At 56.1% G+C, this 19,997-nt stretch carries 21 protein-coding genes and 1 pseudogene; 10 read left to right on the top strand and 12 right to left on the bottom strand.

Annotated features, from left to right (window positions below):
* The first annotated feature begins 14 nt into the window (after positions 1 to 14).
* The 3 genes from HMPREF1024_RS08580 to yciA all read left to right on the top strand — a co-directional run bounded on the left by HMPREF1024_RS08580 (position 15) and on the right by yciA (position 3,507).
* Entirely contained in the window at positions 15 to 554 is a 540-nt protein-coding gene (locus HMPREF1024_RS08580) for a septation protein A (RefSeq protein ID WP_002901631.1), read from the top strand.
* 271 nt (positions 555 to 825) lie between these two features.
* Positions 826 to 3,009 (top strand): TonB-dependent siderophore receptor, encoded by a 2,184-nt coding sequence (locus HMPREF1024_RS08575; protein WP_004179434.1) that lies wholly within the window; start codon positions 826 to 828, stop codon positions 3,007 to 3,009.
* 99 nt (positions 3,010 to 3,108) lie between these two features.
* Positions 3,109 to 3,507 (top strand): acyl-CoA thioester hydrolase YciA, encoded by a 399-nt coding sequence (gene yciA, locus HMPREF1024_RS08570; RefSeq protein WP_002901629.1) that lies wholly within the window; start codon positions 3,109 to 3,111, stop codon positions 3,505 to 3,507.
* A gap of 29 nt (positions 3,508 to 3,536) precedes the next feature.
* On the opposite strand, the gene HMPREF1024_RS08565 is transcribed toward yciA, so the two are convergent.
* Positions 3,537 to 4,073 (bottom strand): YniB family protein, encoded by a 537-nt coding sequence (locus HMPREF1024_RS08565; protein WP_002901627.1) that lies wholly within the window; start codon positions 4,071 to 4,073, stop codon positions 3,537 to 3,539.
* 188 nt (positions 4,074 to 4,261) lie between these two features.
* Between HMPREF1024_RS08565 and hxpB the strand changes: the two genes are divergently transcribed.
* The 4 genes from hxpB to HMPREF1024_RS08545 all read left to right on the top strand — a co-directional run bounded on the left by hxpB (position 4,262) and on the right by HMPREF1024_RS08545 (position 8,050).
* On the top strand, positions 4,262 to 4,930 hold the full coding sequence (gene hxpB / locus HMPREF1024_RS08560; protein ID WP_004140335.1) for a hexitol phosphatase HxpB: 669 nt from the start codon (positions 4,262 to 4,264) through the stop codon (positions 4,928 to 4,930).
* A gap of 149 nt (positions 4,931 to 5,079) precedes the next feature.
* The gene (kduD, locus tag HMPREF1024_RS08555; protein WP_009309111.1) at positions 5,080 to 5,841 is read left to right on the top strand and encodes a 2-dehydro-3-deoxy-D-gluconate 5-dehydrogenase KduD; all 762 of its coding nucleotides are present in this window, start codon (positions 5,080 to 5,082) and stop codon (positions 5,839 to 5,841) included.
* 91 nt (positions 5,842 to 5,932) lie between these two features.
* A complete protein-coding gene (locus tag HMPREF1024_RS08550) occupies positions 5,933 to 6,523 on the top strand; it encodes a metal-dependent hydrolase (RefSeq protein ID WP_002901611.1) in 591 nt (196 codons plus the stop codon).
* A 135-nt stretch (positions 6,524 to 6,658) separates the two neighbouring features.
* Positions 6,659 to 8,050, top strand: a complete 1,392-nt coding sequence (locus HMPREF1024_RS08545) for an L-cystine transporter (RefSeq protein ID WP_004151918.1) — start codon at positions 6,659 to 6,661, stop codon at positions 8,048 to 8,050.
* A 58-nt stretch (positions 8,051 to 8,108) separates the two neighbouring features.
* Here the strand turns inward: HMPREF1024_RS08545 and cedA are convergent, their stop codons facing one another.
* Positions 8,109 to 8,363, bottom strand: coding sequence for a cell division activator CedA (cedA, locus tag HMPREF1024_RS0126980; RefSeq protein WP_008807754.1), 255 nt, complete (start codon positions 8,361 to 8,363; stop codon positions 8,109 to 8,111).
* Positions 8,364 to 8,553: 190 nt separating this feature from the next.
* On the opposite strand from cedA, the gene katE reads away from it, so the two are divergent.
* Positions 8,554 to 10,812: a catalase HPII gene (katE, locus tag HMPREF1024_RS08540; protein ID WP_002901554.1), complete on the top strand. Its 2,259-nt coding sequence runs from the start codon at positions 8,554 to 8,556 to the stop codon at positions 10,810 to 10,812.
* Between the two features lie 57 nt (positions 10,813 to 10,869).
* Here katE and chbG read toward each other — a convergent pair whose 3' ends face one another.
* From chbG to osmE, 8 genes and pseudogenes are all read right to left on the bottom strand, one after another.
* On the bottom strand, positions 10,870 to 11,628 hold the full coding sequence (chbG, locus tag HMPREF1024_RS08535) for a chitin disaccharide deacetylase (RefSeq protein ID WP_004176512.1): 759 nt from the start codon (positions 11,626 to 11,628) through the stop codon (positions 10,870 to 10,872).
* Positions 11,629 to 11,640: 12 nt separating this feature from the next.
* On the bottom strand, positions 11,641 to 12,987 hold the full coding sequence (locus tag HMPREF1024_RS08530) for a 6-phospho-beta-glucosidase (protein ID WP_004209901.1): 1,347 nt from the start codon (positions 12,985 to 12,987) through the stop codon (positions 11,641 to 11,643).
* Positions 12,988 to 13,097: 110 nt separating this feature from the next.
* Positions 13,098 to 13,923: pseudogene (chbR, locus tag HMPREF1024_RS0126985) on the bottom strand (transcriptional regulator ChbR).
* 27 nt (positions 13,924 to 13,950) lie between these two features.
* Positions 13,951 to 14,298 carry a PTS N,N'-diacetylchitobiose transporter subunit IIA gene (gene chbA / locus HMPREF1024_RS08525; protein WP_004140356.1) on the bottom strand — a complete coding sequence of 116 codons (348 nt, stop codon included), beginning with the start codon at positions 14,296 to 14,298 and terminating at the stop codon, positions 13,951 to 13,953.
* 53 nt (positions 14,299 to 14,351) lie between these two features.
* The gene (gene chbC / locus HMPREF1024_RS08520) at positions 14,352 to 15,710 is read right to left on the bottom strand and encodes a PTS N,N'-diacetylchitobiose transporter subunit IIC (protein WP_004148091.1); all 1,359 of its coding nucleotides are present in this window, start codon (positions 15,708 to 15,710) and stop codon (positions 14,352 to 14,354) included.
* Positions 15,711 to 15,721: 11 nt separating this feature from the next.
* Positions 15,722 to 15,838: a hypothetical protein gene (locus HMPREF1024_RS31380; protein WP_004217133.1), complete on the bottom strand. Its 117-nt coding sequence runs from the start codon at positions 15,836 to 15,838 to the stop codon at positions 15,722 to 15,724.
* Between the two features lie 19 nt (positions 15,839 to 15,857).
* Positions 15,858 to 16,178, bottom strand: coding sequence for a PTS N,N'-diacetylchitobiose transporter subunit IIB (gene chbB, locus HMPREF1024_RS08515; protein WP_002901547.1), 321 nt, complete (start codon positions 16,176 to 16,178; stop codon positions 15,858 to 15,860).
* A 278-nt stretch (positions 16,179 to 16,456) separates the two neighbouring features.
* Positions 16,457 to 16,795, bottom strand: coding sequence for an osmotically-inducible lipoprotein OsmE (osmE, locus tag HMPREF1024_RS08510; RefSeq protein ID WP_002901544.1), 339 nt, complete (start codon positions 16,793 to 16,795; stop codon positions 16,457 to 16,459).
* A 282-nt stretch (positions 16,796 to 17,077) separates the two neighbouring features.
* Here osmE and nadE point away from each other — a divergent pair, with 282 nt between their 5' ends.
* On the top strand, positions 17,078 to 17,905 hold the full coding sequence (gene nadE / locus HMPREF1024_RS08505; RefSeq protein ID WP_004151921.1) for an ammonia-dependent NAD(+) synthetase: 828 nt from the start codon (positions 17,078 to 17,080) through the stop codon (positions 17,903 to 17,905).
* A gap of 101 nt (positions 17,906 to 18,006) precedes the next feature.
* Complete coding sequence (gene cho / locus HMPREF1024_RS08500) at positions 18,007 to 18,870, top strand: excinuclease Cho (RefSeq protein WP_004176514.1); 864 nt, start codon at positions 18,007 to 18,009, stop codon at positions 18,868 to 18,870.
* A gap of 87 nt (positions 18,871 to 18,957) precedes the next feature.
* Here the strand turns inward: cho and spy are convergent, their stop codons facing one another.
* Together spy and HMPREF1024_RS30730 are read right to left on the bottom strand one after the other, a co-directional pair.
* Positions 18,958 to 19,443, bottom strand: a complete 486-nt coding sequence (spy, locus tag HMPREF1024_RS08495) for an ATP-independent periplasmic protein-refolding chaperone Spy (protein ID WP_004217130.1) — start codon at positions 19,441 to 19,443, stop codon at positions 18,958 to 18,960.
* 343 nt (positions 19,444 to 19,786) lie between these two features.
* Positions 19,787 to 19,997 (bottom strand): succinylglutamate desuccinylase/aspartoacylase family protein (locus tag HMPREF1024_RS30730; RefSeq protein ID WP_009309113.1); only part of this gene is annotated, 211 nt, incomplete at its 5' end.

The raw sequence follows: 19,997 nt of genomic DNA on the forward strand, positions 1-19,997 counted from the left end.
GACGGGATCGATGTATGAAGCAGTTTCTGGATTTTTTACCGCTGGTGGTCTTCTTTGCCTTTTATAAGCTTTACGATATCTACGCCGCCACCACGGCGCTGATTGTGGCGACCGCCGTCGTGCTGATCTACAGCTGGGTGCGCTACCGGAAAGTGGAAAAAATGGCGCTGATCACCTTCGTGCTGGTGGCCGTCTTCGGCGGGTTAACCATCTTCTTCCATAATGATGAGTTTATTAAATGGAAGGTGACGGTGATCTATGCCCTGTTCGCCGGCGCGCTGCTGTTCAGCCAGTGGGTGATGAAAAAGCCGCTGATCCAGCGCATGCTGGGTAAAGAGCTGAGCCTGCCGCAGCAGGTCTGGTCGCGACTTAACCTGGCCTGGGCGGTGTTCTTTATTCTCTGCGGGCTGGCCAATATCTATATCGCCTTCTGGCTGCCGCAGAATATCTGGGTTAACTTTAAGGTCTTTGGTTTAACCGCCCTCACGCTGGTCTTTACCTTGCTGAGCGGGATCTACATCTACCGTCATATGCCGCAGGACGACCACCACTAACCCCTCCGCCGGCGCGCCATCGCGCGCCGCGCTCGCCCCCTATAAGCTTACTGCACTGGCAAACATTCCCTGCAACCACACAACCTCAGCGCATACGCTGACAGCTTCCCGGCCACACTGTGTAGGCTCTCTTCACGATTTCTCTCAACTGCATAAAAAGTTGCGGTAATTGTGAGGATTTTATGGAGATTCATCTCGTTACACTGTAATGATAATTGTTATCATTAATATTCTCGATCTCATTTTGCATTGTTTTGAAAAGGATATTTACATGAGATCGCCGCAATATTCTGTGCCCACGACCCTGGCGCTGGTCATATCCAGTCTCCTCGCCCCTAACGCCTTTGCTGAAGAATCAGAACAAGATACCGAAACGATGATTGTGCGCAGTACGGCGGAAGAGGCGCTTAAGCAACAGCCCGGGGTGTCGATTATCACGGCTGAGGATATTGCTAAGCAGCCGCCGGTCAACGATCTCTCAGACATCATCCGTAAAATGCCCGGGGTGAACTTGACCGGCAACAGCGCCAGCGGCAGTCGGGGCAACAACCGCCAGATTGATATCCGCGGCATGGGGCCGGAGAACACCCTGATCCTGATAGATGGGGTACCGGTCACGTCACGTAACGCGGTTCGCTATAGCTGGCGCGGCGAACGCGATACCCGGGGCGACAGCAACTGGGTACCTGCCGAAATGGTCGAACGGATTGAAGTTCTCCGCGGTCCGGCAGCCGCGCGCTATGGTTCCGGCGCGGCGGGCGGAGTGGTCAATATCATTACCAAACGTCCGACCAACACCTGGCACGGTTCGCTGTCTTTCTTCACCAACCAGCCGGAAAACAACAAAGAAGGCACAACCAATCGCGCTAACTTCAATCTCAGCGGCCCACTGGCCGGCGAGGCGCTGACGATGCGCCTGTATGGCAATATCAATAAAACGGAACCCGACGCCTGGGATATTAACCATGCGCAAAACGGCTCTTACGCTGCGGGGCGCGAAGGGGTCCGCAATAAAGACATTAACGCGCTACTGTCATGGAAAATGACCCCGCAACAGATCCTCGATTTCAGCTACGCCTATAGCCGTCAGGGGAATATCTATGCTGGTGATACCCAGTACAGCAACGGCAATCTTAGCCCGAACGGGCTGGTGGACTCCCTGTACGGCCACGAAACAAATCGCCTCTATCGCCAGTCCTGGGGACTCACCTACAACGGTCTATGGGATTGGGGTCAGTCCAAAGCCGGTGTTTACTACGAGAAAACCAACAATACCCGCCTGCAGGAAGGCTCTACCGGCCGCGTCGAAGGCATGATCAACAGTGAAGATTATGCCACCAGCCGTCTGGAATCCTGGCGTACTACCTCGGAATTCAATGTGCCTTTCTTCTGGCTGGCGGACCAGACGCTGACGCTGGGAATGGAATGGAACCATGATCAGCTCGACGACCCGGCATCGATGCAGGCCACTAACAGCAACGGCGAGACTATCCCTGGGACCTCGGGCGACCCTACGCAACGCAGTACCAAAAACAGCGCCACCCTCACCGGTATCTATCTGGAAGATAATATCGAAGCCGTGCCCGGCACCAACCTGATCCCCGGCATTCGCTTCGATTATCATAATCAGTTTGGCAGTAACTGGAGCCCTAGCCTCAATCTGTCCCAGGAGCTCGGCGATATGTTCACGCTGAAGGCCGGTATCGCGCGCGTGTTTAAAGCGCCAAACCTCTATCAATCCAGTAAAGGCTATTTGCTCTCCACCCGCGGCAACGGTTGTCCAAACACGATCGCTGAAGGCAGCTGCTACCTGCTGGGTAACCCTGACCTCGACCCGGAGATCAGTATCAACAAAGAGATCGGTATCGAATTTAACCTTAATGGTTACGCTGCCGGAGTCACCTGGTTTCGCAACGATTACAAAAACAAAATCGTCTCCGGAACAGAGGTACTGGGCTATACCTCCAGCGGCAATAATATTTTGCAATGGCAGAACGGCGGCAAAGCCGTGGTCGAGGGGCTGGAAGGAAATCTGCTGATCCCGGTGCTGAGAGATGTCCTCAGCTGGCGGACCAATGCCACCTGGATGCTCAAATCTGAAAGTAAAGAGACTGGCAACCCGCTGTCGGTTATCCCGAAATATACCGTTAACACGATGCTCGACTGGCAGGTAAACGACGCCCTGTCTGCGAATGTGAACTGGACGCTTTATGGCCGTCAGAAGCCGCGTCAGTATGCGGAGATCCGCAACGAAACCGGAACCCTTGCCACCACCGAGGTTGGCGCCTATTCCATCGTGGGTATTGGTACTCAGTATCAGCTAAACCGGGATATTCGCCTGAATGCCGGAATAAGTAATCTATTTGATAAACAACTGTATCGCGAAAATGCCGGCGCCTCGACCTACAATGAGCCTGGCCGCGCGTATTACGCCGGCGTTACCCTCTCCTTCTGAACCACCGCGCCCGCGCCAGCGGGCGTATTCCCCTATTCTCACTGCGCTATTTTCATAGTAGCATCCCGCTGATCGTCTTTGACCACAGCAGAGTAGAGCATGACAACAACAGATCTCGCCCCAAAGGGCGAAATGGTTTTACGCACCCTGGCAATGCCGGCGGATACCAATGCCAACGGGGATATTTTTGGCGGCTGGCTGATGTCGCAGATGGATATTGGCGGCGCCATTATGGCCAAAGAGATCGCCCAGGGTCGCGTGGTGACCGTGCGGGTGGATGGGATGACCTTTTTACGTCCGGTCGCCGTTGGCGACGTGGTGTGCTGCTACGCCCGCTGCGTGAAGCGCGGCAACACCTCGGTGACAATCAATATCGAAGTGTGGGTGAAAAAAGTTTCTTCAGAACCGATTGGCCAGCGCTACAAGGCGACGGAAGCGCTGTTTATCTACGTTGCCGTTGATAATCAGGGAAAACCACGTCCTCTGCCAGCGGAATAAGAAGGTGCCCGGCTTGCCGGGCACCTGACTTACAGAAAGCCCAGCAGCGAAAAGAAGAAGTAACCGATGACAATCACGATCACCGGCAGCACGTACAGTGGGAAATACTGCACCAGGATCGTATGGCGCGGTACCACAATGCGTTCAGCGAGCTGCTCGCGGGTTAACCCATCTGCGCCTTTAGCCTGTTCGAGGATCAGCTGATCCTCAATCCCCTCGCGGAGAAATTTCGCCTGCCGCGCCATTCGCGCGCCGGAAGCCTGCAGGGCCATGCCGACAAACACCAGAATGAAGATGATCCAGAAGCCGATGTTCAGGCTATGGTGAAAATCCGGCAGCGGCGAGTTGTACCAGAAAAAGTTCAGGAACGGCGTGTTAAAGCGCATCATCTCAATCATCACGTGCGCAAAATCCATCATTACCGCATCAATGCCGGGTTTCTTTTCACTGTGCTCATACATAAATTTGAGCACAGAAATCAGCGTCGACAGCACGGCGGGAATAAAGATAACCCATCCTAAAATGCGTTTGATAACCGCTATGCGTCCAGCTTGTTGGTACGTCATGAGTTCCCCTTGTTAAAGACGCGTTGGTGGTTCGCCTGCTGCCTGTTGCGTGGCGCTGGCTTCCCTCGCTCCCCCGAGTATGTCGGGTATAAGTCTATCTGCCACGGCGAATTTCGCCCAATAATGCGCGGTATGATATACCATGATTGCCGATTCGTTTATCTGATTACGCAACAGGAGAAGGACATATGTCAGCGAAGCGCCGCATTGAGGCCGCGATATTTGATATGGACGGGTTGCTGATTGACTCGGAGCCGCTCTGGGATCAGGCGGAGGTCGAGGTCATGGAGAGCCTGGGAGTGGATACCCGTCGCCGCGATGAACTGCCCGACCTGCTCGGTCTGCGAATCGACCTGGTGGTGGATCTGTGGTACGCGCAGCAGCCGTGGCACGGCGTAGACCGGGCGGAAGCTACCGCGCGCATCATTCGTCGCGCCATTGAGCTGGTGGAAGCCTCACGCCCGCTGCTGCCGGGCGTACGCGAGGCAGTGGCCCTGTGTAAAGCTCAGGGCTTAAAGGTGGGCCTGGCCTCGGCCTCGCCGCTGATGATGCTGGAGAAAGTGCTCGATATGTTTGAACTGCGCGACCAGTTTGATGCTCTCGCCTCCGCGGAGCATTTACCCTGGAGCAAACCGCACCCGCAGGTCTACCTCAACTGCGCCGCTGCCCTGGGAGTCGACCCGCAGCGCTGCGTCGCGCTGGAGGATTCGGTCAACGGCATGATCGCCAGCAAAGCCGCGCGCATGCGGTCTATCGTGGTGCCGGAAGCGGAGAACAGCCGCGACCCGCGCTTTGCGCTGGCGGACGTCAAGCTTCCGTCACTGCTGGCACTCACTGCTGAGAACTTGCTCGGCTAAGACCGCTGGCGGGTGTAACAATCGCTGTCACGCCGCTGGCAACAAAATCAAAACATTGTTTCATTTTAATTGTAATTTTGTTTTCCTCCCTCTATGCTGGTCACAGGTGGCGTCATCGTACGCCAGTAGATCAGCTGACAGAGGTGAATATGGTACTGAACGCCTTCGACCTGACGGGTAAGGTCGCCATCGTGACCGGTTGCGATACCGGCCTGGGACAGGGAATGACGCTGGGCCTGGCGCAGGCCGGGTGCGATATCGTCGGCATCAACCGTAAAATTCCCCATGATACGGCCGCCCAGGTGCTGGCGCTGGGCCGCCGCTTTCACGCCATTCAGGCGGATCTCAGCCAAGAGAATGATATGAGCGGTCTGGTCGACCAGGCGGTGGCGGCGATGGGCCGGGTCGATATTCTGGTCAACAACGCCGGAATTATCCGCCGCCATGATGCCCTGACCTTCACGGAAAGCGACTGGGACGCGGTGATCGACCTGAATCTCAAAGCGGTTTTCTTTCTCAGCCAGGCGGTCGCCAGGCAGTTCATTCGCCAGGGGGAAGGCGGGAAAATCATTAACATCGCCTCGATGCTCTCGTTTCAGGGCGGGATCCGCGTCCCCTCCTATACCGCTTCGAAAACCGGCGTGCTGGGTTTGACCCGTCTGCTGGCCAACGAATGGGCTGGCCAGGGTATCAACGTCAACGCCATAGCGCCCGGGTATATGGCCACCAACAACACCCAGGCGCTGCGCGAAGATGAAGAGCGTAACCAGGCGATCCTCGAGCGCATTCCCGCTGGTCGCTGGGGAGCGCCGAAAGACCTGCAGGGGCCGGTGGTGTTTCTCGCCTCATCAGCAGCTGACTATATTAACGGCTATACGCTGGCCGTCGATGGCGGATGGCTGGCGCGCTGAGAGTTTGTGACAAAGAGTTACACCGTCACCTCTTCCGTACACTGTATAAAAACCCTATACTGTATGAATCGACAGTTTAGGGTGTGTTATCATGACGGCGGAAGGCCATCTCTTCTTTTCAATCGCCTGCGCAGTATTTGCCAAAAACGCAGAGTTAACGCCGGTGCTGGCGCAGGGCGACTGGTGGCATATTGTGCCCTCGGCGGTATTGACCTGCCTGCTGCCGGACATCGATCACCCCAAGTCGTTTCTTGGCCAGCGGCTGAGCTGGATCTCAAAGCCCGTGGCGCGGGCCTTTGGCCACCGCGGCTTCACCCACAGCCTGCTGGCCGTCTTTGGCGCGCTGACGCTGTTCTATCTGAAAGTGCCTGACAGCTGGATTGTCCCGGCAGACGCTCTCCAGGGCCTGGTGCTGGGCTATCTCAGCCACATTCTCGCCGATATGCTCACCCCCGCCGGTGTGCCGCTGCTGTGGCCCTGTCGCTGGCGCTTTCGGCTGCCGATCCTTGCGCCGCGCAAGGGCAATCAGCTCGAACGCGCCTTGTGTATGGCGCTGTTCGTCTATGCCGTCTGGATGCCGCAGACGCTGGCGGATAACAGCGCGATACGCTGGTCATCCGGGGTGATCAATTCCCTGCAGATCACCTTCAATCGCTTTATAAGTCACCAGAGTGGGCGATAAAGCGGCGGAAAACGCCATTTGGTTATAACCCATTCCATTTGAATATAAGTCCTTGATAACGCCTTCTGCTAACCTTGCCGTCATAAGAGCTGGTTATCCACCAGCCCAGGTTATAAAAATATCAGGAGAACGGGGATGAACTTTCCATTAATAGCGAACGTAGTCGTGTTCGCCGTATTACTGTTTGCGCTGGGGCAAACACGCCATAAACAGTGGAGCCTGGCCAGAAAAGTGCTGGTCGGTCTGGCGACTGGCGTGGTATTTGGTCTGGCGCTGCAGCTGATCTACGGGTCTGACAGCCAGGTGCTGAAGGATTCCATCCAGTGGTTCAATATCGTCGGCAACGGTTACGTCCAGCTGCTGCAAATGATTGTTATGCCGCTGGTCTTCGCCTCCATCCTTAGCGCGGTGGCCCGCCTGCACAATGCCTCGCAGCTGGGGAAAATTAGCTTCCTGAGCATCGGTACTCTGTTGTTCACCACCCTGATCGCCGCCCTGGTTGGCGTGCTGGTGACCAATATGTTCGGCCTCACCGCCGAGGGTCTGGTCCAGGGCAGCGCGGAGACCGCCCGTCTGAACGCCATCCAGAGCAACTATGTGGGGAAAGTAGCGGATCTCAGCGTCCCGCAGCTGATCCTTTCCTTCGTGCCGAAGAACCCGTTTGCTGACCTGACCGGGGCTAACCCAACCTCCATCATCAGCATCGTCATTTTCTCGGCGTTCCTCGGCGTCGCAGCGCTTAAGTTACTGAAAGAGGATGTGGAAAAAGGCCAGCGCGTGCTGACCGCGATCGATACCCTGCAGGGCTGGGTAATGAAGCTGGTTCGTCTGGTCATGCAGCTGACCCCTTACGGTGTGCTGGCCCTGATGACCAAAGTGGTTGCCGGGTCGAATTTGCAGGACATCATCAAGCTTGGCGGCTTCGTGGTAGCCTCGTACATTGCGCTGGGTATTATGTTTGTCGTCCACGGCCTGCTGCTGGCGATTAACGGCGTCAGCCCGCTGAAGTACTTCCGTAAAGTCTGGCCGGTGATCACCTTCGCCTTTACCAGCCGCTCCAGCGCCGCCTCCATTCCGCTGAACGTTGAGGCGCAAACCCGTCGTCTCGGCGTACCGGAGTCGATTGCCAGCTTCTCCGCCTCCTTTGGCGCCACCATCGGCCAGAACGGCTGCGCCGGTATCTATCCGGCAATGTTGGCGGTGATGGTCGCGCCGACCGTGGGCATCAACCCGCTGGATCCGATGTGGATTGCCACCCTCGTGGGCATCGTCACCGTCAGCTCGGCGGGCGTCGCCGGGGTGGGCGGCGGCGCGACCTTCGCCGCGCTGATCGTCCTGCCGGCGATGGGCCTGCCGGTGACCCTGGTAGCCCTGCTCATCTCCGTCGAACCGCTGATCGATATGGGGCGTACCGCGCTGAACGTTAACGGCTCAATGACCGCCGGGACGCTGACCAGCCAGTGGCTGCGCCAGACCGACAAATCGATCTTCGATAGCGAGGAAGAAGCCGAACTGGCGCATCGCTAAACGGCAAGCACAAAAAAAACCGCTGATCATTCAGCGGTTTTTTATTTCTGCAGCCGACTCAGGCTTCAATCTCACCTTCCTGACGCACCTGGTTAGCCCAGCGCTGCGCCGACTCCGGCACGCTGAATGCCGGTGAGCGACGGAAATGCTCCCCCATCAGCAGAAAAGCGACATACTTCCCGCGCAAAATCCAGACATCGCGAAAATGGTCCATTTTCACGGCATGTTCCGGGGGCGCAGGCTCCACGCGCGGCACGTAGCTAATGACAGGGCGATTTTGTTGGCGCAATGGTTTCATAACAAATGGATTCACTAAACATAGCGGGAAACAGAAACCTCTATCATAGCCGATTGTGGCCCCGTTCGTCGCCCCTTCGCCGCCGATGCGCATTTTAGGATAACTCCCTGCCCCCTCGCCGGGCGCAGACAGCGTAATGTTCTATAGTTAGAAGGGTTTTGGTCTATCAACGACCACTTTTAGCAATGAAAGCAGGAGACGAGTAATGTCTGATAAGCACCCGAACCCTCACCAACAGCAGGCACCGGTCCACGACAGCGAGGAAGCGCAGCCGGGTCTCGATTCGCTGGCGCCGGACGATCGGGAGTGGCGCCCCACGCCGAAACCTACCGCTCCGGGCGTCGAACCCACCGCCCCAGGCAGCCTGAAAGCGCCCGATACTCATAACAGCAAACTGGATTCCCTGGAGGCGCAACGCAAAGGGGGGGAAGATTTTCCGCTGACCACCAACCAGGGCGTGCGCATTGCTGACGATCAGAATTCGCTGCGCGCCGGTAGCCGCGGCCCAACGCTGCTGGAAGATTTTATCCTGCGGGAGAAGATCACCCACTTTGACCACGAGCGTATTCCGGAGCGTATCGTTCATGCCCGCGGCTCTGCCGCCCACGGCTACTTCCAGCCCTACAAAAGCCTGGCTGCGTTAACTAAAGCCGATTTTCTTTCGTCAGCCGATAAAATCACCCCGGTGTTTGTACGCTTTTCCACCGTGCAGGGCGGCGCGGGGTCGGCGGACACCGTCCGTGATATTCGCGGCTTCGCTACCAAGTTTTACACTGACGAAGGGATTTTTGACCTGGTGGGCAACAACACACCGGTCTTCTTCATCCAGGACGCGATGAAGTTCCCCGACTTTGTCCACGCCGTGAAGCCTGAACCCCACTGGGCCATCCCACAGGGGCAGAGCGCCCACGATACTTTCTGGGACTATGTTTCCCTGCAGCCGGAAACGCTGCACAACGTGATGTGGGCGATGTCGGATCGCGGCATCCCGCGCAGCTATCGCACCATGGAAGGCTTCGGGATCCACACCTTCCGTCTGATTAATGCCGAGGGCAAAGCCACCTTCGTTCGCTTTCACTGGAAACCGGTCGCCGGCAAGGCGTCGCTGGTGTGGGATGAAGCGCAGAAGCTGACCGGCCGCGACCCCGATTTTCATCGCCGCGATTTATGGGAGGCCATCGAAGCCGGGGACTACCCGGAATTTGAGCTTGGCCTGCAATTGATCCCCGAAGAGAATGAATTTGCTTTTGACTTCGACCTGCTCGATCCCACCAAGCTGATCCCCGAGGCGCTGGTGCCAGTGCAGCGGGTTGGCAGAATGGTCCTCAACCGCAACCCGGATAACTTCTTTGCCGAAAATGAACAGGCGGCCTTCCATCCCGGACATATCGTCCCGGGCATTGATTTCAGCAACGATCCGCTGCTGCAGGGGCGTCTCTTCTCTTACACCGATACGCAAATTAGCCGCCTGGGTGGGCCGAACTTCCATGAAATCCCCATCAACCGTCCGACCTGCCCGTATCATAATTTCCAGCGTGACGGGATGCACCGGATGGACATTGACACCAATCCGGCCAACTACGAGCCCAACTCGATTAACGACAACTGGCCGCGCGAGACGCCGCCTGCCGCCAAACGCGGTGGCTTTGAGTCCCTCGCCGAGCGCGTCGACGGCGAAAAAATCCGCCAGCGCAGCCCTTCGTTCGGCGAATATTACGCCCAGCCGCGTCTGTTCTGGCTGAGCCAGACGCCGATTGAACAGCAGCATATTATCGATGGTTTCAGCTTCGAACTCAGCAAAGTGGTCCGCACCTGGATCCGCGAGCGGGTGGTCGATCATCTGGCCCACATTGATACTAAGCTTGCGGAAGCGGTTGGGGCGAACTTAGGGATCGAACTGAGCGACGATCAGCGCAACATTACCCTGCCCGCCCCGGTCAATGGCGTGGAGAAAGACCCCAGCCTCAGCCTCTACGCCGATGCCGAAGGAGATGTGAAAGGTCGCGTGGTGGCAGTCCTGCTCAACGAACGCACCTCAGCGCAGGATCTGGTTCAGCTCCTGCAGGCGCTGCAGGCCCAGGGCGTGCACAGCAAGCTGCTCTACTCGCGAATGGGCGAAGTCATTGCCGACGATGGTTCTCCGCTGCCGATCGCCGGCACCTTCGCCGGTTCCCCTTCGCTGACGGTGGATGCGGTGGTGGTGCCCGGCGGCGACCTCAGCGCCCTGAGTCAGAGCGGTGACGCGCGCTATTACCTGCTGGAAGCCTATAAACATCTGAAGCCGATCCTGCTGGCAGGGGATGCGCGGCAGCTGACGTCCGTTCTGCATGTTCCGACCCAGGGTGAAGAGGGGGTCATCGTCACCGATGCGCTCGACACGCCAGCGGCGGACAAACTGCTCGCCCTGATGACGGCCCACCGCGTGTGGTCGAGAAGCCCGAAAATCGCCGCTATTCCGGCGTAGTAAAAAGCCCGGCACGCTGTGCCGGGCTTGATTCACTTTCCCTTTCCCCCGTCGGGCTTACACGTCGCGGTAGGTTCCCAGACGATAACCCCGGTCGGCCACCGCCGCTTTCAGCGAGGCAGATGTCAGCACATCAAGCTCATCCAGTCGCGGATAGCAGTAGGCGCTGCCCATAATGATCCGATCGACATAAGCCGGATGACACATCACCTCCAGGGAGCGCTCCCCGCGGGCGATGGAGGCATCCAGCGTCTGCAGAAACAGTTCCTCAGAGACCGCTTCGCCGTAAAACTCGCTGCTGAAGCCGGCGCTGCTGCGCGCCGCCTGCTGGTCGAGCCCACTCTGCGCCGCCACCTGGCGGTCAATGCGTAACGCAATGCCCTTCTCGCGGGCAAAGGCCGCGACGATGGGATAAATCTGGGCGAACATATGCACATGGTGATGGCTGTCGATATGCGTCGGCTCATGGCCGAAGAGTTCGACAAAACGACGGTACTGACACGCCAGCTCGTGGGCGATCTCTTCCAGCGGCAGGCTATCTTCTTCCGCCTGCTGCCAGATCCATTTGCCCAGACGGCCATCGCGGGTTAATCCCGGCATGGCCGACAACGGCTCGCCCAGCGTCAGCACAAAGTGCATACCGACCGCCAGCTCCGGAGTACTGCGGCTCAGCTGGGCGGCGTGGTCAATGGCCGCGCCGTTGACCAGCGCGGTGGTCGATGTCACCACGCCGTTGCGACAGGCCTCGATAATGCCGTAGTTCTGCCCTTTACTGAGGCCGAAGTCGTCGGCATTGACGATCAATACGCGTTCCATTTGCTACTCCCGTTACGATTTTAGTTTTTCGATCGTCGCCGCAAAGTTCGGCAGCCATTTTTCATGCGCCAGAATCATCTCCCGCGCCAGCTGTTCGGCGTCACGATCGGAATGGATCAGCGGGCTTAAGTTCAGCGCCAACAGGACATCGTTCAGCTCACCGCTGATCGCCGCCTGGCTGGCCGCTACTTCGAACCCCTTGATGGTGTAGATAAGCCCTAACACCTTCTCATCGAAATGAGTAATGCGCGGCGTCGGCTTCGCGCCGTCGCGGCCTAAGGTGCAGCTCATCTCTACCGCCCAGTCCGCCGGGATATTATCGACATGGCCATGATGCGGGATATTCACATAGTGCTCAGTCTGCTTGTCGTTATAGATGGCATTGATTACTTCGCAAGCGGCATCAGAGTAATAGGCCCCGCCGCGCTGCTCCAGCTCCTTCGGCTTAACGTTAAGATCCGGGTTTTTATACAGCTCGAACAGCTGTTTCTCCACCTTCTGCACCACCTGGGCGCGCGCACCGCCTTTGTAGTACTCGCCCATCTCAATCGCCAGCATCTCTTTTGGCTTAAAGTAGTAGAGCAGGTAAGAGCATGGGATCAGCCGCAGGGAGCGGATCAGCCCTTCGCTAAACGGCAGGTCGAAGATGTTTTTCACCGAGTTCGCGGTCAGACGGCCGGAGGCCACGCCGTCCAGCAGTTCATCGAAGCGCGAGACGCCGTTAACCAGCACGTCGCGGACGAACACCAGGTGGTTCAGACCAAACAGGTCGATATTCAGCTCATCGCTCGGGCTCAGCTGCAGCACGTCGGTGATGAACATCTTCATGCCGATAGGAATGTTGCACACGCCAATAAAGCGTTTGAAATTGGTGTGGCGATAGACCGCCTCGGTGACCATGCCCGCCGGGTTGGTGAAGTTGATGATCCATGCGTCGGGGCAAATTTCCTGCACATCTTTCACGATGTCGAAAATCACCGGGATGGTGCGCAGTCCTTTAAACAACCCGCCCGCCCCGTTGGTCTCCTGACCCAGGTAGCCGTGACTCAGCGGGATGCGCTCATCTTTTTCACGCGCCTTCAGCTGGCCCACGCGCAGCTGGGTGGTGACGAAATCTGCGCCCTGCAGCGCTGCGCGGCGATCCAGCGTTTTATAGACTTTCATCGGCACGCCGGCCTTTTCCACCATCCGCTCGCACAGCGCGTGGATAATATCGAGCTTCTCCTGTCCCTCTTCGACGTCTACCAACCACAGTTCGCTTACCGGCAGTTCATGATAACGTTTCAGAAATCCTTCCAGTAATTCCGGGGTATAGCTGCTGCCGCCGCCAATAGTGACTACTTTTAATTTCTGGCTCATCTTTTTCTCCCTTAGGCGCTGCGCCTGGACGCAGGCCGCTCTCCGCAACAATGCGGACAGTTAACTTGAATGATTTTCGGTATAAACCTGGCGGCGAACGCCGCGCGGGTTTAATTAATACTGGTCAAATGTTTGCGATAACTGCTCGGCGTAAACGACGTCAGTTTTTTAAAGGTTTTAATAAACAAACTCGGGCTGCTGTACCCTGATTCATATGCAATATCCGTCACTGAATAATTGGTAATTTCCAGCTGTTTTTTGGCAAAGTTGATACGGATATCATTAATTATCTGCATCGGCGTTTTACCATAATAGCGCTGGGTCGCCCGGGTTAAATATTCCTGCGTTTTTTCCGGATAAGCGAACCATATTTTCGAGAGCGCCTTCACCGAATTTCAGCTTATCATGCATGGCTTCCACGGTATTTTTTAACCATTGCGGCGTCACGTCGGCAACCGGCTCTTCACGATAGTGGCGTAAACGGTTAATGACATAAAAGGAGACCAGCTCGATAAATTCGTCAAATTCCGTTTCGCGAAAATTGAGTGAGGCGATGACCGACTCAACGTAGCCGAGAAAAGCGCTCTGCACGGCGTAGACTTGCGAAGCCACCAGACCAAACGGCAGCAGCGGCAGGTAGTGTTTCTCAAAGAAGCGTCTGCTGATGCCGACGTTAAGGATGCGCGTCGCCCCGAACTCGTAAAAGCTCTGGTGGTGCGAGCCCATCGGGATAAAGACGAAATCCCCGCGCTCCAGCAGCACCCGTTTGCCATTGATCTCCTGGTAATAGCGCCCGGTTAACACCACGGTAAATTCGTAGTAATCATGCTGGTGAAGCCCGCTCACGCTTTCCGTTTTATTATAGATGACCACATGAAAGTTCTTCCCGTTGAACAGCTGTTGTTCTCTGGCGGTACTGATCTCGGTGGTCATCATTCTGGGCTGCCTCATCGTCGCGATGGCCTATTGTACCTTCTCGTGCAGCTCAATCAATTCGGCCACCAGCTCACGAGCCAGCATGGAGGTCATCAGATGGTCCTGGGCATGCACCAGCACCAGGCTGACCTTCATTTTCCCTTCGCCCTCGTCGCTTTCGATAAGCTGGGTCTGCACGCGATGCGCCTCGCTCAGCGCCTGGCGCGACTGCTCCATCATCGCTTTCGCTGCGGCAAAGTCGCCCTGCTTCGCCTGCTTCAGCGCGCCATAGGCCAGGCTACGGGCTTGTCCGGAGTTGATAATCAGCCCCATCACTACCTCTTCGAGGTCATTTTCCGGGGTCTCTACCGCGTCGATGTTGTCCAGATCAAACATAATATTTCCCTCATTTATCAGGCGGTACGGGACGCTGCCCGTACCGCGCGGTATCAGAATTTCAGTGCGTTAGCGATGTCTTCTTCGCTCTCTTCCTGCTCGATAACGGTCTGCGCTTTATTCGACAGCACCACAAACGGCAGGTAGACCAGGGTAGCGACGCCAAGGTTGAACAGGGCCACCAGCAGGGCGGCAACGCTGCCGTTACTGTTAAAGAACGCTCCCAAACCGGTCGGCATAGTCCACGGCGCCAGGTTTGTCACCGGTGGGATAATCCCCAGGCTGTAGGCCGCCAGCGTAATGGCCGCCAGAATCGGCTGAACCAGCACGAACGGGATGAACATCACCGGGTTCATGATGATCGGCAGACCAAACAGAATCGGTTCGTTAATCTGGAAGATGCCTGACGGCAGCGCCAGCTTAGCAACCTGACGATGGTCAGCGCGGCGAGAAGCGATAAAGATGGCGATAATCAGACCCAGCGTCGCCCCGGAGCCACCCAGCAGGATGTAGGAGTCGAGCATCGGCTTAGCCCAGAAGTGGAACTGTTTGCCCGCTTCGATGGCCGCATCAACAGAGCCGTACTGGTTGTACAGCGCGATGTTTTCCAGCGCCCACGGCGTCATGATGCCGTTATCCAGGGCGGTAAGCGCCAGAGAACCGTGCACACCGAAGAACCACAGCAGAGAGTTAAAGATAACGTATGCCCAGCCAACCACGCTGCCCATCGCCGCCAGCGGCGTCGAGATAGAGTCCATGATGATCTGGTGGAAGTTGCTGCCATAGCTCGCCAGGGCCCACGAGATAATGCCGAAGATGGAGAGGATCAAGAAGCCCGGGATCAGCGCTGAGAAAGAGCGTGATACCGACCCCGGCACGCTGTCCGGCAGTCTAATCACCCAGTTGCGACGGATCACGAAGGTGAACAGTTCCGCAACGACCAGACCGATAATCATCCCGGAGATGATGTTCTGCCCGCCCAACCAGTTGGCGCCCACCGCATAGGCTTCGCCCACGCTATACGGGGTCACGGTCATGAAGGCCGCCACCGCCAGCAGGCCAGCTGCCATCGGGTCAACTTTGCGCTCTTCCGCCAGCGCGGAGCCGATAAAGAACGGCGCCATTAGCGACATAATCCCGAGGGTGCCGTTATAGACGTTTCCGCCGATAGCCTTAAAGCCGTTTAAGGTTTCAATGGTGGAGGCATCCAGGCGAATGCCCATGGAATAAAAGAAAGAGCCTTCGCCGAAGCTCAGAAAAACGTTGTTAATTAACACAAACATGGCCCCGGCGAGGGTCAACGGCATTAATTTAATAAATCCATTTTTTATTGCATTAATATGCGGCTGCTTTCCTATTTTCACTGCAAAAGGAAGGAGTACCTTTTCAAGCGAATCGATCACTTTACTCATAGTCAATACCCTTAAAAGCCGCAATAAACTATTACGGCGATGATGTATGAAATTACTCTTTGACGGGAAAATAAACTCATTATTTTTTGACGTCCGGCAACAGTCAGCCGCCAGGCGTCAAAATACACCGAGTTTTAAAAGTTAAAATTATTGTGCTGCAGCTTTCTTAATAGCCGCGACGGCGGCTTTCAATACCCCTAAACCATCAACTTTGCCATAGAGAAGGGAGTCGATAACTTCAACCGGTTTATTCGGCAGCAGGCGCTGAATTTCCGGTAACATATACGCAATTTGTGGCCCTAATAATACTACGTCGGCTTCCGGCCCTTTTTCGCCCGCGAGGGTTTCGGGATAGGCTTCAATAATGACCGGGACTTCATATTTTTCCGCCTGCGCCCGCATTTTGGAGACCAGCAGTGACGTGGACATGCCTGCCGAGCAGAAGAGATAAATGTGTTTCTTTTCCATGAACGCTTCCTCAATGTGTGAGACCAGGGCCTTCAGTAACCGCTGAGAGCCGGTAAGACTGGTAACATCCGGTTAATTCTGTTTATGAGTTGAGTATACGGCAAGCTGAGCCGCCAGGATAATTCGCTGTTGAACAGAATTGTCTCTCATTGACCTCCGGTTTTGACTACCCTCACATTTTCATCCAAATAATTCGCGCAATTAAATAAGTATCATGACTCACAAAAAAGCCCGACCAGTGGTCGGGCTTACGTAGAAGTCAGTAAACAGTAGGAAGCTTACCTGGCGTTGCGCGGGTCGGTATCATACTCGGCGCAGGTCTGGTAGCCGGAGTTCATGACGTGACCCGTTTCGTCGAGGGCCACAAAGTAGGTTTCAACTTTACCATCTCGTTGACCGAGGATATAGGTCTGGCAGGTGCCGCGGGCATGGACCATGGTGACTTCCGTTGAAGGTTTGCCGGCGATCTGCATCACCTGCTGACGCGACATCCCTTTCTTCACATCTTTCACCACCGGCTGGGTAAACTGGTCTTTGGTACGATCGTAAGCGGTACAGCCCGCCAGTAAGGTTAACGCGACGGTGACGCCCAGTATTCCTGCTAAGCTTTTGTTCATTTTGGTTCCTCTTTTCTACTGTGTAACGATAAGCCTGGAATAAATAGTGTTATTTTTCAAGCCGAACAGCGAAATCATGTCAGGTTATGTTATTGCGTAAACAGGATTGTTCTGCCGACGTCGGACGGCGGCGCAATGCGCGGTACAGCATCTATAATGAAAACCTATGTCATTGATTGCCTTCTTTTCCGGCAGTCAAAACCCCGGTCCTTGTCGTTTCAGCGGCAAAGAGGTAGCTTTAAGCCAACAGCTTGCCAAACAGATTCACTTTCGGAGGGCGCGATGACGCTACAACAAGAGATTATTCAGGCGCTGGGCGCAAAGCCGCAGATTGATGTCGCAGGCGAGATCCGCCGCAGCGTCGATTTCCTGAAGTCATACCTGCAGACCTACCCGTTTATTAAATCGCTGGTGCTGGGTATCAGCGGCGGTCAGGACTCCACCCTGACGGGAAAACTGTGCCAGATAGCGATTAACGAACTGCGTGCCGAAACCGGCGACAGTAGCCTGCAGTTTATCGCCGTCCGTTTACCCTATGGCGTGCAGGCTGATGAGCAGGACTGCCAGGACGCCATCGCATTTATCCAGCCTGACCGGGTGTTGACAGTCAATATTAAAGCTGCGGTGCTGGCCAGCGAACAGGCGCTGCGCGAAGCAGGCATCGAACTGAGCGACTTCGTTCGCGGAAATGAAAAAGCCCGTGAGCGAATGAAGGCCCAGTACAGCATCGCCGGAATGACCAAAGGAGTTGTGGTCGGTACCGACCATGCGGCGGAAGCGATTACCGGCTTTTTCACCAAATATGGCGACGGCGGCACCGACATCAACCCAATTTTCCGCCTGAACAAACGTCAGGGCAAACAGCTGCTGGCCCATCTCGGCTGCCCGGAACATCTGTATAAGAAGCTGCCCACCGCCGACCTGGAAGACGATCGCCCCTCCCTGCCGGATGAAGTGGCCCTGGGTGTCACCTACGAGAACATCGACGATTATCTGGAAGGCAAAACGCTGGACCCGAGCATCGCCAAAACGATCGAGGGCTGGTATCTGAAAACCGAACACAAGCGTCGGCCGCCGATCACCGTCTTTGACGATTTCTGGAAAAAATAGTCTCTCCCCCCCGCCCCGGCCTGCGCCGGGGTTATTTTTTGTCCTTTTCGCCGCAAAAATGGCCTGCTATACTGGATGGATAGACAGTACCAGGAGTTATTGTGGCCAGAAAGCAATCAGCCCCGCGTCTCGAGTTTGAGGCGGCGGCGATCTATGAATATCCCGAACATCTTCGCCCGTGGCTGGAGGCGCTGCCGAAGCTGCCGGGCGTCTATCAGTTTCACGGCGACAGCGACACGATGCCGCTCTATATCGGTAAGAGCGTCAACCTCCGCAGCCGGGTGTTATCCCACCTGCGCACCCCTGAAGAGGCCGCGATGCTGCGTCAGTCGCGGCGTATCACCTGGCAGCGCACCGCTGGCGAGCTGGGAGCGCTGCTGCTGGAGGCGCGGTTGATTAAAGAGCAGCAGCCGCTGTTTAACAAGCGGCTACGGCGTAACAAGCAGCTCTGCGCCTGGCTACTTGCGGACGACCGGCCGCAGATTGTCTATGCCCGTGAGGTTGATTTCTCGCACCAGCAGCATCTCTATGGCCTGTTCGCCAACCGGCGGGCGGCGCTGCAGATGCTGCAGAGCCTCGCTGACGAACAGCGCCTCTGTTATGGCCTGCTTGGTCTGGAACCGCTCAGCCGCGGCCGCGCCTGCTTTCGCTCCGCGCTGGGCCGCTGCGCCGGGGCCTGCTGTGGAAAGGAGAGCGTGGAGGCGCACAGAGAGCGCCTGCTGGCGCAGATGAGCAGACTGCAGCTGGTGTGCTGGCCGTGGGCGGGGCCCGTGGCGCTGGAGGAGCGCGGCCCGGACATGACGCAGTATCACGTCATTCATAACTGGCTGTGGCTGGGCGCCGTTGAATCGCTCGACCAGGCGGCGGAGTTGACCCGTCTGCCCGCCGGATTTGACCAGGATGGTTACAAGATCCTCTGTAAGCCTTTGCTCAGCGGAGACTATCCGCTGCATCCGCTTGGCTGAGAAGCCACCAATAAAAAACCGCCGGCCCTGCCCAACGCCTGATGGCATTATTGGGCAAGACCGGCGGTCTTGATTCAGTGCGCTACATTATTCAGCAGGTGCAGGCATTTTACCTGCCGGCGCGTTGCGTTCTGTCAGATGCTTCTCAAAATTAGCATTGAACTGTTTTTTCTGCTCTGGGGTCAGAATGTTGTAGATCTTGTTCTGCGTTTCCAGGCGGGACAGCGCCATCGCTTTATGCTGCGCTTCCATCTTATCGATCTGCGCTTCCGCCTTCGCCTTATCGAAGGTGTCGCTGGCGATCAGATCGTGCATCGCGCGGCGTTCTTCAAGGGACGGACGTTTCATATTTTCGCGCTGGCTCTTCATGATGTCGCGGATCTGCTGCTTCTGCGCATCGGTCAGGTTCAGGCCTTTAAACATCATGTCATGCTGACCCGGGCCGCCTTTATGATGCATCATCATCGGCTTGCTGTCGCTCGGCGCGGTGGTTGTATCGGCGGCGTGTGCCAGGTTAGCCGCGCCCAGAGCCAGAGTAGAGGCAACAAACAGTGCAGTGAGTTTCTTCATCATTCAATCCTTACTTTACGTTATTCTTACGGCGCGTTGCCGTGTTGACGAGATTAACTTTACGACGTTAATCGTCAATTAGTCAGAGCAAGAGTAAAACAATGAAAGTGTAAAAAACAGTTTCTCGCCAATTATGGAGAAAATAAGGAATTTAGCCGAAGAATTGCAATAAAAAATAAATAACTTACTGTTTTGCAGAGAAATTATGGAGAGTATAAAGGAGGGGAGATTAAAAACAAAGCATTTTACCAGGAATAATCTGCAAATTTACACTGGGGCACGAAAAAATAAGATGGCGAAAAAAGACGCGCGCAATAAAGCAGGCCGCCCGGCGGACGGCTTGCCCTCAGGATAATTTCTCCAGCATCAGGCCGGCGCGCAGTCCTTTCGCCACCGTCGGGTTAGGAAACAGAACATACTCCGTCTCAGGCCCCACCACATACCGCGTCTCGCCCTCCTCCGCCAGCAGCGTGCCGGGTTCGAAGGGGGTGAAGTTCAGCGTCTGATCCGCCATATGCAAGCGGAAATCATCGCTATGGCGGGTTAGCTGCTGTAAC

The organism is Klebsiella sp. 4_1_44FAA (assembly GCF_000238715.1).
Lineage (GTDB): Bacteria > Pseudomonadota > Gammaproteobacteria > Enterobacterales > Enterobacteriaceae > Klebsiella > Klebsiella pneumoniae.